This is a genomic window from Massilia sp. CFBP9012 (assembly GCF_034045115.1).
Classification (GTDB): Bacteria; Pseudomonadota; Gammaproteobacteria; order Burkholderiales; family Burkholderiaceae_D; genus Telluria.
In genome coordinates, this window is sequence record NZ_JAXCWM010000020.1 from 72106 (window position 1) to 85697 (window position 13592).

The 13592-nt window shown below is 63.2% G+C and carries 13 protein-coding genes and 1 pseudogene; 5 read left to right on the forward strand and 9 right to left on the reverse strand.

Translation table 11 applies throughout. The features are described 5' to 3' along the window. Window positions 1-36: 36 nt before the first annotated feature. The gene (locus SOM61_RS24945) at window positions 37-2325 is read left to right on the forward strand and encodes a CHASE domain-containing protein (protein WP_320476578.1); all 2289 of its coding nucleotides are present in this window, start codon (window positions 37-39) and stop codon (window positions 2323-2325) included. A 427-nt stretch (window positions 2326-2752) separates the two neighbouring features. Here the strand turns inward: SOM61_RS24945 and SOM61_RS24950 are convergent, their stop codons facing one another. Then, window positions 2753-4681, reverse strand: a complete 1929-nt coding sequence (locus SOM61_RS24950) for a sensor domain-containing diguanylate cyclase (protein ID WP_320476579.1) — start codon at window positions 4679-4681, stop codon at window positions 2753-2755. Window positions 4682-4939: 258 nt separating this feature from the next. Between SOM61_RS24950 and SOM61_RS24955 the strand changes: the two genes are divergently transcribed. From SOM61_RS24955 to SOM61_RS24965, 3 genes are read left to right on the forward strand one after another with little or no spacing between them, the layout of a single operon-like run. Beyond that, on the forward strand, window positions 4940-5344 hold the full coding sequence (locus tag SOM61_RS24955; protein WP_320476580.1) for a YbaN family protein: 405 nt from the start codon (window positions 4940-4942) through the stop codon (window positions 5342-5344). 42 nt (window positions 5345-5386) lie between these two features. Next, window positions 5387-5851: an Rrf2 family transcriptional regulator gene (locus SOM61_RS24960; protein ID WP_320476581.1), complete on the forward strand. Its 465-nt coding sequence runs from the start codon at window positions 5387-5389 to the stop codon at window positions 5849-5851. Beyond that, on the forward strand, window positions 5838-6752 hold the full coding sequence (locus SOM61_RS24965; protein WP_414675061.1) for an NAD(P)/FAD-dependent oxidoreductase: 915 nt from the start codon (window positions 5838-5840) through the stop codon (window positions 6750-6752). Before SOM61_RS24960 ends, SOM61_RS24965 begins: the two co-directional genes overlap by 14 nt. Before the next feature lie 9 nt (window positions 6753-6761). Here the strand turns inward: SOM61_RS24965 and SOM61_RS24970 are convergent, their stop codons facing one another. Beyond that, complete coding sequence (locus SOM61_RS24970; protein ID WP_320476583.1) at window positions 6762-7178, reverse strand: hypothetical protein; 417 nt, start codon at window positions 7176-7178, stop codon at window positions 6762-6764. Between the two features lie 149 nt (window positions 7179-7327). On the opposite strand from SOM61_RS24970, the gene SOM61_RS24975 reads away from it, so the two are divergent. Then, complete coding sequence (locus SOM61_RS24975) at window positions 7328-8290, forward strand: MBL fold metallo-hydrolase (RefSeq protein WP_320476584.1); 963 nt, start codon at window positions 7328-7330, stop codon at window positions 8288-8290. 35 nt (window positions 8291-8325) lie between these two features. On the opposite strand, the gene SOM61_RS24980 is transcribed toward SOM61_RS24975, so the two are convergent. The 7 genes and pseudogenes from SOM61_RS24980 to SOM61_RS25010 all read right to left on the reverse strand — a co-directional run. Next, complete coding sequence (locus SOM61_RS24980) at window positions 8326-9861, reverse strand: serine hydrolase domain-containing protein (RefSeq protein WP_320476585.1); 1536 nt, start codon at window positions 9859-9861, stop codon at window positions 8326-8328. 103 nt (window positions 9862-9964) lie between these two features. Then, window positions 9965-10120, reverse strand: a pseudogene (locus SOM61_RS24985) (efflux RND transporter permease subunit); the annotation flags it as partial. Between the two features lie 216 nt (window positions 10121-10336). Then, window positions 10337-10669: a hypothetical protein gene (locus tag SOM61_RS24990; RefSeq protein WP_320476586.1), complete on the reverse strand. Its 333-nt coding sequence runs from the start codon at window positions 10667-10669 to the stop codon at window positions 10337-10339. Window positions 10670-10777: 108 nt separating this feature from the next. Continuing rightward, complete coding sequence (locus SOM61_RS24995) at window positions 10778-11203, reverse strand: hypothetical protein (RefSeq protein ID WP_320476587.1); 426 nt, start codon at window positions 11201-11203, stop codon at window positions 10778-10780. A gap of 9 nt (window positions 11204-11212) precedes the next feature. Beyond that, window positions 11213-11464 (reverse strand): CdiA C-terminal domain-containing protein, encoded by a 252-nt coding sequence (locus SOM61_RS25000; protein ID WP_320476588.1) that lies wholly within the window; start codon window positions 11462-11464, stop codon window positions 11213-11215. A 168-nt stretch (window positions 11465-11632) separates the two neighbouring features. Beyond that, entirely contained in the window at window positions 11633-12199 is a 567-nt protein-coding gene (locus tag SOM61_RS25005; RefSeq protein ID WP_320476589.1) for a hypothetical protein, read from the reverse strand. After that, window positions 12200-13592 (reverse strand): hemagglutinin repeat-containing protein (locus tag SOM61_RS25010; RefSeq protein ID WP_320476590.1); only part of this gene is annotated, 1393 nt, incomplete at its 5' end. It abuts the gene before it with no gap.

Sequence of the window (13592 nt, forward strand, 5' to 3'; positions counted from 1 at the left end):
ATCAACCCCGCCGCCACGGCTGCCACGCACAAGGACATGCAGCAGACCGCCAACCGCCCCCCAGCCCCGATGTCGGCCTCCGTTGCCGGCCATGCGCCACTCCTGATGGCGCTGCTGGTGTTCGTGCTGACCCTGCTGGTGACCTTCGGCGCCTGGTCCAGCGCCCAGCGCAATGCCGAGGCCCAGTTGCATGAAGCCTTCGACTACCGCACCCGCGACATGGGCTACGCGATCGGACGCCGCCTGCTGGTCTATGAGCAGGTGCTGCGCGGCGCGCGCGGCTACCTGCGCGGCTCGGTCGACCTGAGCCGCGCCGAATTCTCCGAGTATTACGAGGTGCTGCGCCTGGACCAGTCCTTCCCCGGCCTCGAGGCGCTGGCGGTCGCCACCCTGATCCCGCCGGGCGCGCTCGCCGCCCACGAGGACAAGGTGCGCGCCGAGGGCTTCCCGAACTACCGCGTCCACCCGGCCGAGGGCGGCCAGCCGCAGACGGCCATCACGCACATCGAACCGTTCAACGCGCGCAACCTGCGCGCCTTCGGCTACGACATGTACAGCGAACCGGTGCGGCGCGCGGCGATGGCGGCGGCGCGCGACAGCGGCCAGGCCGCGCTGAGCGGCAAGGTGGTGCTGGTGCAGGAAGGCGGCGCCAGCCTCGATGCGGGCTTCCTGATGTACCTGCCGGTGTACCGCAGCGGGCGCGACGTCGACACGGTCGAACAGCGCCGCACCGCCCTGCTGGGCTGGATCTATTCGCCGTTTCGCATGAAGGACCTGATGCGCGGCGTGGGCGGCATCGCGGCGCCCCAGCTCGACGTCGAGATCTATGACGGCGACCACATGGCGCCGGATGCGCTGCTGTACCGCTCACCAGGCGCCGACCGCGCCGGCATGCCGCGCTTTTCCACCGCCACCCGCATGGAAATGACTGGCCGCACCTGGACCGTGCGGATGGCCTCCAGCGCCAGCCTCGAGGCCACGCTGGATCACGACCGCCCGCAGATGGTGGCCGCCACCGGCGTCGTGCTGGGCTTTCTTGTCAGCCTGGTGGTGTGGCTGCTGGCCGGCTCGCGCCGGCGCGCGCTGCAACTGGCGCAGGCGATGACGCTCGAGCTGCGCGAATCGCACGACCGCATCGCGGCCGACGAGCGCCGCTTCAAGACGATCCTCGAGACCGCCCACGACGGCTTCGTCGCCATCGACCGCCAGGGCCGCATCACCGACTGGAATGCGCAAGCCACGCGCATCTTCGGCCTCGAGGCCGCGCAGGCGATCGGCAGCCCCGCCGAGCTGCTGCTGCCGGAGGAAAGGCGCGCCGCCTTCCGCACCACGTTGGATGCCTTCGCGCGCGGCGCCGTTGCCAGTGCCCTGGCCGGCCCGCCGACCGAGACCGAGGCCCTGCACGCCAGCGGCCGGCGGGTGCCGGTGGAACTGGCGGTGGCCCTGCTGCCGCCGGGCGACGGCGGTGGCGCCACCGTGTTCGTGCGCGACATCACGCCGCGCCGCGAGGCCGAGGCGCGCGAGCTGCAGCGCCAGCAACGCCTGGACGAGGCGCGCCATGCCCTGGCCCGGGCCCAGAAGCTGGAAGCGGTCGGCAAGCTCACCGGCGGCGTGGCGCACGACTTCAACAACATCCTGCACATCATCAGCGCCAATGTGCAGCTGATGCTGCGCGCCGAAGGTCCGCCCAGCCGCAAGCGCCTGCACAATGTGCTCGACGCGGTGGACCGCGGATCGAAGCTGGCCGGCCAGCTGCTCGCCTTCGCCCGCCGCCAGCCGCTGCATCCGAGCGTGGTCGACGTGGCCCAGCTGCTCGAGCGCAGCGACAGCCTGCTGCAACGCGCCGTCGGCGACGACATCGTGCTCGAACGCACCGCCGTGCCGGATCTGTGGCCGACGCTGGTCGATCCGAACCAGCTCGAACACGTGCTGTTGAACCTGGTGATCAATGCGCGCGACGCGATGGAAGGCAACGGGCGCATTGCGCTGCGGCTGGCCAACCTGACGGTCGCCGCCGGTGCCAGCCAGCTCGAAGGCGAGCCGGCGCCTGGCGACTACGTGATGATCACGGTCGCCGACAACGGCCACGGCATGCCGCCGGAGGTGATGGAACACGCCTTTGAACCCTTCTTCACCACCAAGCCCGAAGGCAAGGGCACGGGGCTCGGGCTGTCGATGGCGCACGGCTTCGTGCGCCAGAGCGGCGGCCAGATCCGGCTCGAGAGCACGCCTGGCGCCGGCACCACGGTGACCATTTACCTGCCGCGGTACACGGCGAAGGTACTGCCGGTGCTGGCGGAGCCGGATATCGGCGCGCATCCCTAGCGCCCATGGCTGCCGGAGCCGACGTAACGTCATTCCCGCGCAGGCGCACTGGTGTCCGGAATAATTTCGGGCGCTTGAATAAGCCCGCTTCATAGGAAAAACCACGTCGTTCCCGCGGAGGCGGGAACCCAAGTGGGCCCGGCCAGTGGCCTGGAAATCGACCTCCGATGAACGTTCGGGCAACGCAAGAGCATGAACATTCTGTGATTTCACTTGGATCCCCGCCTTCGCGGGGATGACGATGCATACTTTGCGTATAAATATTCCGGACACCAGTGCGCGCAGGCGGGAATCCAGGTTCGTGGCATTACCACTCACGCTTGATGCAGGTATTACGCGGACGCACTTGGATTCCCGCCTGCGCGGGAATGACGTATTGAAGCAGGTGGACTGACGTGGGAGTGAAATGGCTGACGTGCTGCCGCAGTCAACCGACCCGCGTACGGTAACTGCCCGAGATGCGGTTGCGCCCATGCGCCTTGGCGTCGTACATCGCCAGGTCGGCGCAGTGCAGCAGCGCCTCGGCAGCCGCGGCGTCGCCGTCGCCCTCGCCGGCGCCGCAGTCAGGATACAGCGCGTAACCGAGGCTGCCCGAGATGCGCAGGGTGCGCTCGCCGTCGTCGAACGGCTGTTCCAGCCGCGCCAGGATGGTGGCCGCCACCCGCTCGGCGTCCTCGGGCTGCTGGCAGCGCGGCAGCAGCACCGCGAATTCGTCGCCGCCGACGCGCGCCAGCGTGTCCGATTCGCGCAGCGCCGCGCGCACCCGCTCGGCCACCATGTGCAGCAGGCGGTCGCCCACCGCGTGGCCATGGGTGTCGTTGACCGGCTTGAAGTTATCCAGGTCAAAATACACCAGGCCGACCTTGTAGCCTTCGCGATCCGCGGCCTGGATGGCCTGGCGCATGCGGTCGTGCAGCAGCACGCGGTTGGGCAGGCCGGTGAGCGCGTCCTCGTGCGCCATGCGCCGCATGCGCTGCTCTTCTTGTTTCCTCGCGTCGATGTTCGAGAAGGTGCCCACCATGCGCAGCGGCTCGCCGCGCTCGCCCCGTTCGGTGACGGCGCCGCGCGCCTCGATCCAGCGCCAGAGCCCGTCGCGCGTGCGCAGCCGGTGTTCCATCGCATAGTCGGCGGTGAGGCCGTCGATGTGGGCGCGCAGGGCCGCGCGCACCGTTTCCAGCTCGTCCGGGTGCACCAGTTCGGCCAGGCCCTGGTCGCCGAACCAGGACACCGTGGGATGCTCGCTGTCGAGAATACGCTGGGCGCTCGGCGACAGTGTCGCGATTCCCGTCGTGACATTGCAGTCCCATACCCCGTCGCCGGCCGCGTTCAGGGCCAGCTTCCAGCGCGCCTCGGCCGCGGCCAGGGCCTTGAGTGCGCGCCGGCGGCGGTCGGCGGCGCCGATCGCGGCCCAGCCCAGCACGGCCAGCACCAGCGACACCACCAGGCCGGCGCTGCACATCACCGCGCGCTGCTGGGCGAAGCGCGCCTCGGCGTCGGTCACCGCCTGGCCCACCGTGACCACCAGGCCGTATTCGGGCAGCTTGCGCCAGGCGTAGAAGCGCTCGATGCCGTCCAGGCGGCTCGCCTTGCGGAAGGCGCCGCTGGCGCCTGCATCGCGCGTATGCGGCGCGTCGGAAATCACCGCGCCCATATGGCGGTTGCCGTCCGCGCGCGAGCTGCGCGCGATCACGGTGGCGTCCAGGCGCATCAGGCTGACCGCCGCGTCCGGGCCGAGATCGATGCTGTCGTAGAAGCGCAGGAAGTAGTCCGGCCGGATCGCCACCGCGATCACGCCGGCCAGGCGGCCGTCCGCGGCGCGGATCGGGCGCGTAAACTGCACCACCCACTGCTGCGAGAGACGGTTGCGCTCGGGACGGCTGACGTAGAGCCGATCGCCGCCGCCCTCGCGGTGGACCGCGAACTGGCGCAGGTCGCCCAGCGCCAAGCCTTGCGGCGCCGTGGCGCCGCCGACCGCGGCGTCGGTGTACAGCAGGCGCCCATCGGAATCGGTGACGGTGATGTGCATCGGCACCCGCAGGTGGCGCGCATGCTCGGCCACGCTGCGCGCGAAGTTGGCGGGGTCGCGCCGCCAGGTGCCGCGCAACTGGATCAGCGACAGGTCGACCAGGGCGACGGTCGCCTTGACTTCTTCGGAAAAGGCGCGCGACAGGTTCTGCACATTGGCCTGGGCGCCGCTCTCGGCCAGGGTCGCGAAGCGCGCCTGCTCCACCGCCACGCCGCCCCACACGACGGCCAGCATCAGCGCCAGGTAGAGCGCGAGCTGGCGCAGCACGCGCCGGCGAAAATAGCCGCCGAACATGGCCACGATGGGGTTGGACGATGTGGAATAAGGCATGGAAGACAGTGGCCGGCACAAGCCGGACGGCAATCGGACAGCAAGCGGAAAGGGAGGCCGGGCGTAGAACGATTCCTGCCACTGCCCGAACAGACGCGCCCGTCGTCGAGCCGGCCATTATACCGAGTTAGCGGCTGTAAGTTGCATAACGGAACTTAAAGTTGCATATGGATATTCCCGACTGTTTCCTTTTTGCATAATCAGATCGGCAATAGTGCAAACATGACACCCCGCGGCGCCGGATGCTAGAGTGGCGGCATGAAACTGTTCTATAACGTTGTCGGGGTGCTGGCCGTCCTGCTGGGCATCCTCGGCATCTTCCTGCCGCTGCTGCCGACCACGCCCTTCCTGCTGCTGGCCTCGGCCTGTTTCGCGCGCGGCTCCGTGCGCCTGCACCGCTGGCTGCTGGCGCATCCCGTATTCGGCAAATACCTCGCCAACTTCGAGGCCGGGCACGGCATTCCACTGAAAGGCAAGATCGTCGCCACCGTGATGCTGTGGGGCTCGATGGCGTGGTCGACGCGCCATTTCGACAGCGTCGCGATCCTGATCTCGATGATCGCGATCGGCGCCTGCGTGAGCACGTATATGTGGTGGTATCTGCCGACGCTCAAGCTGCCGCCGAAGGCGGAGCCTGACGAGGAATCCCAAACCGGGCGTTAGAAAATTTCATGCCGCCGCCGATTTTGTACTATTATTAGTTACATGAAACGCGACAGCAAACTTTCTTCCGTGCTCCACGTGCTGCTGCACCTGGCCCACAGCGAGCGCCCGATGACCTCGGAGCAGATGGCCGGCATGCTCGACACCAATCCGGTCCTGGTGCGGCGCGTGCTGGCCGGGCTGCGCGAGCGCGGCTACATCAGTTCCGAGCGCGGCCATGGCGGCGGCTGGACCGTCACCTGCGACCTGGCCACGGTGACCCTGCGCGACGTCTACGACGCCGTCGGCGCGCCCACCGTGTTCGCGATGGGCAACCGCAACGAGCACAGCGCATGCCTGGTCGAGCAGGTGGTCAACGCCTCGCTCGCGGACGCCTTCCAGGAGGCCGAGGCGCTGCTGGTGAAACGCCTCGGCGACGTGACGCTGGCCGACCTGTCGCGCGATTTCAATCTTCGCTACGACAACCATCCGCACAGGAGACCCGAGCATGAACATGCCCCTGGATGAATACGACGCCATCGTCATCGGCGGCAGTTATGCCGGCCTGTCGGCCGCCCTGCAACTGGCGCGGGCGCGCCGCAAGGTACTGGTGATCGATGCCGACCAGCGCCGCAACCGCTTCGCCAGCGACTCGCATGGTTTCCTGACCCGCGACGGCCAGCCGGCCGAAGCCATCGCGCGCGAAGGCCGCGCCAACGTCGCCGCCTATCCCAACGTGGCCTGGCATGACGGGCTGGCGACGGCGGTACATGCGGACGGCGATGGCTTCCTGGTCTGCCTCGATGGCGAGCCGAAGCCGGGCGTGCGCGGCCGGCGCCTGGTGCTGGCCACCGGCGTGCGCGACGAACTGCCGCCGATCGAGGGCCTGGCCGAACGCTGGGGCAAGAGCGTGTTCCACTGTCCCTACTGCCACGGCTATGAACTGGATGAAGGCCGCATCGGCGTGCTGGCGAGCGGCCCGCTGTCGGTGCACCAGGCGCAGATGCTGCCGCACTGGGGCCAGGTCACCCTGTTCACCAACGGCGTGTGCCCGCTCGACGAAGCGCAACGGGCCGACCTCGCCGAGCGCGGTGTGCAGGTGGACGAGACCCCGGTCGCGCGGCTTGCCGACCACGCTACCGTGGTGCTGGCCGACGGCCGGCGGGAAGCGATGGCCGGCCTGTTCACCTTCGGCCGCGTGCACATGGCCAGCCCGGTCGCCGGGGACCTCGGCTGCGCCTTCGAGGAAGGACCGCTGGGCCCTTACATCCGCACCGACGAGGCCCGCCAGACCACGGTGCCGGGCGTGTTCGCCGGCGGCGACGCCATGCGCGCCGCCAACTCGGTGGCGCTCGCCGTGGCCGATGGCGCGATGGCCGGCGTCGGCGCGCACCGTTCGCTGCTGTTCGGCCTGGCGCCGCAGCATTAAGAGACGGCGCTAGCAGGCGTCGACGTAGCGTCCGCGCGCGTCGGCCGGATAGCTGACCACGATCCGTTCGGTGTCTTCGTCGGCCTCGTAGCGCACCCACACCAGGCCGTCGCGCGATTCGAAGCGCTCCGGCGCGGTCGCCACCAGCGGGATCTGGTGCCAGCGGCCGAAGTCGGCCACCACCTGCTGGTCGCCGGCCGCAATCCCGAGCTTCTGGCCGTTGGACAGCCGGTAGACGCCGTCGATCGACTCGAGCACTTCGGCGTCGGGCGTGACCCGCTGCGGCGGCGGCCCGATGCGCGAGCAGCTGATGCCGGCCACCGGCACCTGCATCTCTTGCAATGCCGGTGCGGCGCTCGCCGGCGCCGCCCCCAGCAATGCAACAAGACCAGCCGCGGACGCGGCCACAACGAAACTCGTACGCATATCGTTCTCCTCGGTCGAAGGCGGACATGGCCGCTCCATGGGCGGCGTTCCTGCCCCGTATGACACCGGCCTGCACCACGAGTTCTCGCAGCGCGCCGGCCAGGGCCGTGTTGCCGGATAATGGAGCCCGTCATCCCACGAGAGCATCCATGGAACTCATCTTCCTCGGCACGTCGTCCGGCACGCCCACCCGGCAACGCAATATGTCCGGCCTGGCGCTGCGCCTGCGCGGCGCGCGCTCATGGGTGCTGGTCGATTGCGCCGAAGGCACCCAGCACCGCATCCTGCGCACGCCGCTGTCTGTAATGAGCCTGCGCGCCGTGTTCATCACCCACATGCATGGCGACCACTGCTACGGCCTGCCCGGCCTGCTGGCCAGCGCCGGCCTGCTGGGCCGCAGTGACCCTTTGATCATCGTCGGCCCGCCGCCGCTTCGCACCATGATCGAGTGCATCATGCAGGCCAGCGAACTGAACCTGCCATTCCCGCTCACCTGGCTGACGCCCGACGACCTGGCGCATGGGCCGCTTTTGCCGGAATTTTCGGTCGACGCCACCGCTCTGTCGCACCGCATCCCGTCCTGGGCCTACGGCTTCACCGAGGCCGCCATCGAACGCAGGCTCGATACCGATAAACTGCGCGCCGACCTGGTTCCATCGTCAGCGCTGTGGGGCGAGATCCAGCAGGGCCGCGATGTGGTGCTGCCTGATGGCCGCGCCATCACGGCCCTCGACTACCTGCTGCCGCCGCGGCGCGCGCGCCGCATCGTGGTGGCCGGTGACAACGACAGCCCCGGCCTGCTGGCCGCCAGCGCGCAGGGCGCCGACGTGCTGGTGCACGAGGCGACCTATACCGAGGAAGTGCTGCAAAAGATCGGTCCCGGCCCGCAGCACAGCTCGGCCATGCGGGTCGCGCAGTTCGCTGCAGGTGCCGGCGTGCGCAATCTGGCGCTGACCCATTTCAGTCCGCGCTATCAGGACGGCGGACCGCTGCCGCTGTCGCTGCTCGAGGACGAAGCGCGCGCGCAGTACAGCGGCAACCTGCTGCTGGCGCGCGACCTCGATCACTACGTGCTGGACCGCACCGGCTCGCTGCGGCTGGCGGTCGAATAGACGCATTGCACCCGCCATGCCTTGACGCTGGATGGCTATTGCTTTGCCGGCGTCAGTTCGATTTCCTGCACCTTGGGTTCGTGTTCGGGCGTAAGCGTAAATTTGACGTCCACCTTGCCACGCTCGCCGATCAGCGCAAAGGCGCCGCGCAGTTTGTTCTCAGCGCTGATGGGGCCGACCGATGTGATCTTCCCGATCGGCGCCAGCTTTTCGCGCGCGTGCGTCATCCAGTCCTCACGCGAGCGGTCGAGGAAGAAATTTTCCGCCACAATCGTGCTTCCCAGCTGAGCGTCCCACGACTGCACCAGTTGCGCCACTTGCGGGTAGCGTGCAGCCAGGATGGGCGACACGTCAATCGGCCTCGGACCGAGATCGGCACGTTCGACCAGCATCGACAACGCTTTTCCCGTGCGGCCGTATACCGGTCCGTAGCGCAGATTCGTAAAGGCGAAGACCCCTACTCCATGGTCCGGCGAAAAATAGTATTGGCTGCCAAAGCCGGGCAGCCCGCCCCCGTGGCCGACCGTCACCACGTCGCGGCTGTCACGCAACACGTTCAGGCCGTAGCTGTAAAAAACCACACGCGGATTCGATGTCTTGCCATCGGTCGTGGTGGCCTTGGCGCTCATGCCGGCAAATACCTGCGGCAGATGCATCTCGCGGACCGATGCACGGCGCAGCGGTCCGCGATCCGCGTCGCTGCGGGCCGGCCAGGCATCCAGGTGAAAGGCGATGTAGTGCGCGAAGTCGTCCGCAGTCGTGATCAGGCCACCCATCGCGGCGCCATCGCCATCGGGCAGGATCGGTTCGGTCTCCCAGTGGTCGCGGTCCCAGCGGTAACCCAAGGCGAGCTTTCCTGGCTTGGCCTGGCTATAGTCCCAACGCGTATCGTGCATTCCCAACGGTTGCAGGATCTCGCGCGTGACGTAATCCTGGAAGCGCATGCCCGATACCTTGCTGACTACCTTGCCCAGCAAGATGTAGCCAAGGTTGCTGTACTCGAAGGTCTGGCCGGGAGCGCTGGAAAACGACAGTCCTGCACCGACCAGTTGTTCGATCCTGGCGTTGGAGATGGCCATCTGGCGGTCACCCCAGGGATTGTCCTCGGGCAGCCCGGCAGTCATGGTCATCAGATGACGAACCGTCAACGCGGGCGAATCCGTGGTCGGCGACTTGACGCGGCTTAATTCCGGCAGATAGCCGGATACCGGATCGTCAAGGCGCAGCTTGCCCTCGTCGCGCAGCTTCAGCGCCGCCATCGCCACAAAACTCTTGGTCATTGAGGCGATGCGGAACTCGGTCGAATTGGTCGCCGGGATCTTGCGCTCCACATCAGCCAGGCCGAGCGAACGGATATGCACCAGTTTGCCGTCCAACACCACCCCATAGACCAGGCCCGGCAGATGCTCTTGCACTGCCAGGTCGGTGTACATCTTGTCTATTTCGGGAAGCAGCGCGGCGACGCGTTGGGTACGGTCCGGCACCTGCGCATGCGCGTAACCACCCGCGATGGCGACAGTGCCCAACAAGAAAACCAGGAAAGACAAACCGCGGCAAAATTTGTGATGCATGCTGGTCTTTTCTCGGGTAAACACGAAGTTTCAGATGATCTCATGTTGTTGAGCAAGCCAACGCCATTCAGCGAAATTATTCCGAGTGAATTGGATGCCTGGCCTACTCGCTCGTCTGCTGGACTTGTGCCGGCTTGCGCCAGCGCGCAATGTGTTCCTTCAGGCCGACGACGAATACGAAGAAGGCCGGCACGAACAGCATCGCCAGCAAGGTAGCCGCCACCATGCCGCCGAGAACGCCGGTGCCGATCGCATGCTGCCCACCATTCGCGACAGAACCTCAAGGTCAGGTCTGACATTCGAAACCTCACAGCGGAGGTCGTGTCCCAATGTCAGACCTGACACCGATGTTGTGACACGAACAAATTTCGAAAATTCAAAGTGCTTTTCGATGTGACACCGATGTCGCGGCACTAGGCGCGCACGGTCTCTATCTATTGAAACAAGCATATTTACGACTGACAATAAAACTCGCTCAATATTCAAATTTGGAAGTGAATTTCCCTTGAAATAGATCAATATTAAATTTCATTCCCTTCCATCCCCTGGGGACACGGCCCAACATAATTTCTCCGAGCATCTTACACAAATCGCTAATCCTAGAGTTAATTTCAACCTTATCAATATCAAACCAATTATCTATATCTACCCGGTTACTGTAGCCATAGTGAAGTTGACAAACACCACCGGCACTAAGCGTGCGTTCCGCTCTGACAACGAAACGAAGCTTTATCAATTTAGAATCTTCTAGCGCATGACAAATGAGTAGACTACTCAGCTCATCGAATATTTTAGATTCCTCGACCATTTAAAATCCTCCGGGTGAGTTTTCAAATTCCAGCGGCTCGGGCCTTCCATTGCCTAACCTATACTCTATTTCGAACTTACCCGGTCTTTGGAACCACCAACATAAGCCTCAGAAATCAACCAACCATTCAAGATGCCCATCCTTCTTAATCGCATATGTTTTATCATATTGAAATGAGAGAACGAAATTTGAAGGGACTCTAGAATTGAGTTCCGAAACAAAATTTCGTATTTCCTGATCGCACAATTCACTTACACTATTTCTATAAATCAAGGATATACGCGCGCTAATTGACCAATCCTCAACCATATCATCCATTGTCAAAGCCTGGTCCTTGGCTGGGCTTTGGCTCCAGTCATCCATACTGTCGTCAGAATAAAAAACACGCATTCCCGACTCAGAGAAAAACCCAATCACACTGCTTTTCTGAATGTCTTTTTCAACAGTAAACTCAACTCCGCCCTCAACCAAAGTAGCAAAAATTTCATCTCTACAATTCTTGCCGGCAATTTCAATATCGTAAGAAATACTCATGTTGCTCCCCTATTTTTTAATTAGTGTGACTTTTCCATCTTTGATCAAAATTAGAGACTCTAGGCCACCGACTGGGGTTCGTTGAATATACTGAGCAACTTCACTGGCCGTTAATTTAGAATCAGTTAAATTCAAGACGATGTTTGTCGCTTGATTCTTGACCTTCTGAGAAATTTTGTTATGAATCATCAAAACGCTACTTCCACTCGGAGAATAAACATCTGCCACTTCACCATTTATGCGAAGGTCTGGATAACTCACATTTTTTGCCTTTCCGTCGGGAAGATACTCAACATTCATCCCATGCTGAGAAAGAATTATACCTGATTCGTTTTGCCTATTAATTGATCGCACGTTATCAGAGTCCGCATTATTCTTTGGAATTTCTGGAGATCCGCTTAAAGTACCTTTCGATGGCGCAATCTGATGCTAAGCATACAAAAATATCGAATCATCAACGAAATCGGCCCCACCTCCTTGTCCCGGCTTCGGCGGCACTGAATTGCTGGGAGGATTCTCTATTGTTTTTTCTGGGACTTTAGGAGGTCCATTCTTACCAAACCTGATCCCTAGCCTAACTAGCTCTGTAGTTTCATCGATGCCAATTTTCGCTGCACCTGCTCCAGTAACTATCCCTCCTATCTGCCATAGCACACCACCAATCGTTTTGCCAACTAATTCAGCATTGTGATCGCCGCCATCTCGCAACGCCACTTCGATCGTATCAAGTTTGGCTTTGACGTCTTTTGCTACCGCTTCTCCGATCAGATTAATGACGTCTTCTTGGTTCAGTAACTGCTGCAAGCCTGTCACATTTTCCTGAAGGTTTAACAGGAATCCTGCAATCCCTTGAATATCGGACCAGCCAGCTTCAACAAGTCCCTTGCCAATCCCACTAACTGTCAAAGCGTCCTGTTTCAGACTCACGCTCGACCATTTTGCAATAACAACTGCCTCTTCTAGAAGCGTTTTAGCCTCCTTGCGCTCCTTTTCCATCTAAGTAATCTGCCTCGACGCAAGCCAGTTATTGTCAGTTGCCGCAGAGGCAGCGGATGTTGCGGTTGACGGGGCCGCATCTGATACTGTCGCGATCCCCGCAACAAGACTCACCAGCAGATTCCGGCGACTCTCCACACCACTGGCTTTCTCATCAGGAGCGGGATCCGCGAACAGACTCGCCAACAACGTAGATGCAGCGGCGCCTGCCGCACCTGCCCCGCATTGCTGATCGCTGGCAGACGCTGCAGCACAAGCTACGAGGCCATGTAGTGCAGCGTGAAGCGGACTCCCCTCAGACAGTTCGCCACGTGCAACCAGATCGCCGATGAGTTGGGCCCCGTTCTGTTGCGCATAGTTGATCACCAGGTCACGGCCAAACTGCCCAACTCCCCCAGCAACGTTTCCGGAAGCTGCCGCCAACATTGCGGTAGCAACCTGACGATAGGCTCCTGTCGGCCCCCAGTCGGCGGCGACGGCCTGAGCTTCCTCCCGTAATGCCGCCGCGTCCGACAGCTGCTTCAACCGAGCAGCATCGCTGAGGCTCTCATCAGTAAGCGCCTTTTCTTCGAGTTTTTCGGCCTTGTCGATCAAGCTGTCTATCGACTTCGCATAATCCTCAAGCAGCGTTCCCACTTGGCGGCCAAACTCTCCCGCGACGTCGAATCCCGCCTGGATCGACGCCTGATCGAAGTTGTTCTCAATCCGCCCACTCGTGTCCTTCTCGTTCGACACATCGCGGTTAAGCTCCGCCAGCATCTCCTCGGCAGTCTTTCCACTCAGCGCCTGCTGTTGCTGTCCATTGGTAATCGTGACCACGCCACCACTGATGCCGCTCACCGTCGTGCTCGAGTCGTTGCCTGAGGCGCCCAGCGCGATCGGCGCATTCATGCCGCTGCCGCCGGTCTGCATCCACTTCCAGCTGTCACCGCCGACGCCGGAAGTATCCGGCGCCGCATCCCTGCTGTCGCCTTCGGTGCCGAGGCCACCGCTCAACCCGACGCTGTGTCCTTTGTAATCCGCATGGTTCGCAATGTCGCGCACGGTCAGCGAGCCGGTCGAGAGGCTGTTCTTGCCTGCATCGATCGCTTCCTGACTGCTGCTGATGACAGCGCCCTTCAGGTCGGTGTTGCCGTCGACGACCAGCTGGAAGCCGCCTGCGCCGGCCCGGATGCCGATCTGCTCCTGCACGCTCGCATAATTACTGCTCAGCTTGCTATCAGTGAAGCTGCCGCTGACGCTGACACCCATGCCGAAGGTGCCGCTCACGCCCAGGCTCTGGTTCTTGCTGTCAAAGGTGGCCGTATCCTGCAGGCTTTCGATGTTCAGGTCGCCGCCGACTTTCGCGACCACCTGTTCGCCGCTGGCGACAGCGCCCTTGATATTGGTATCC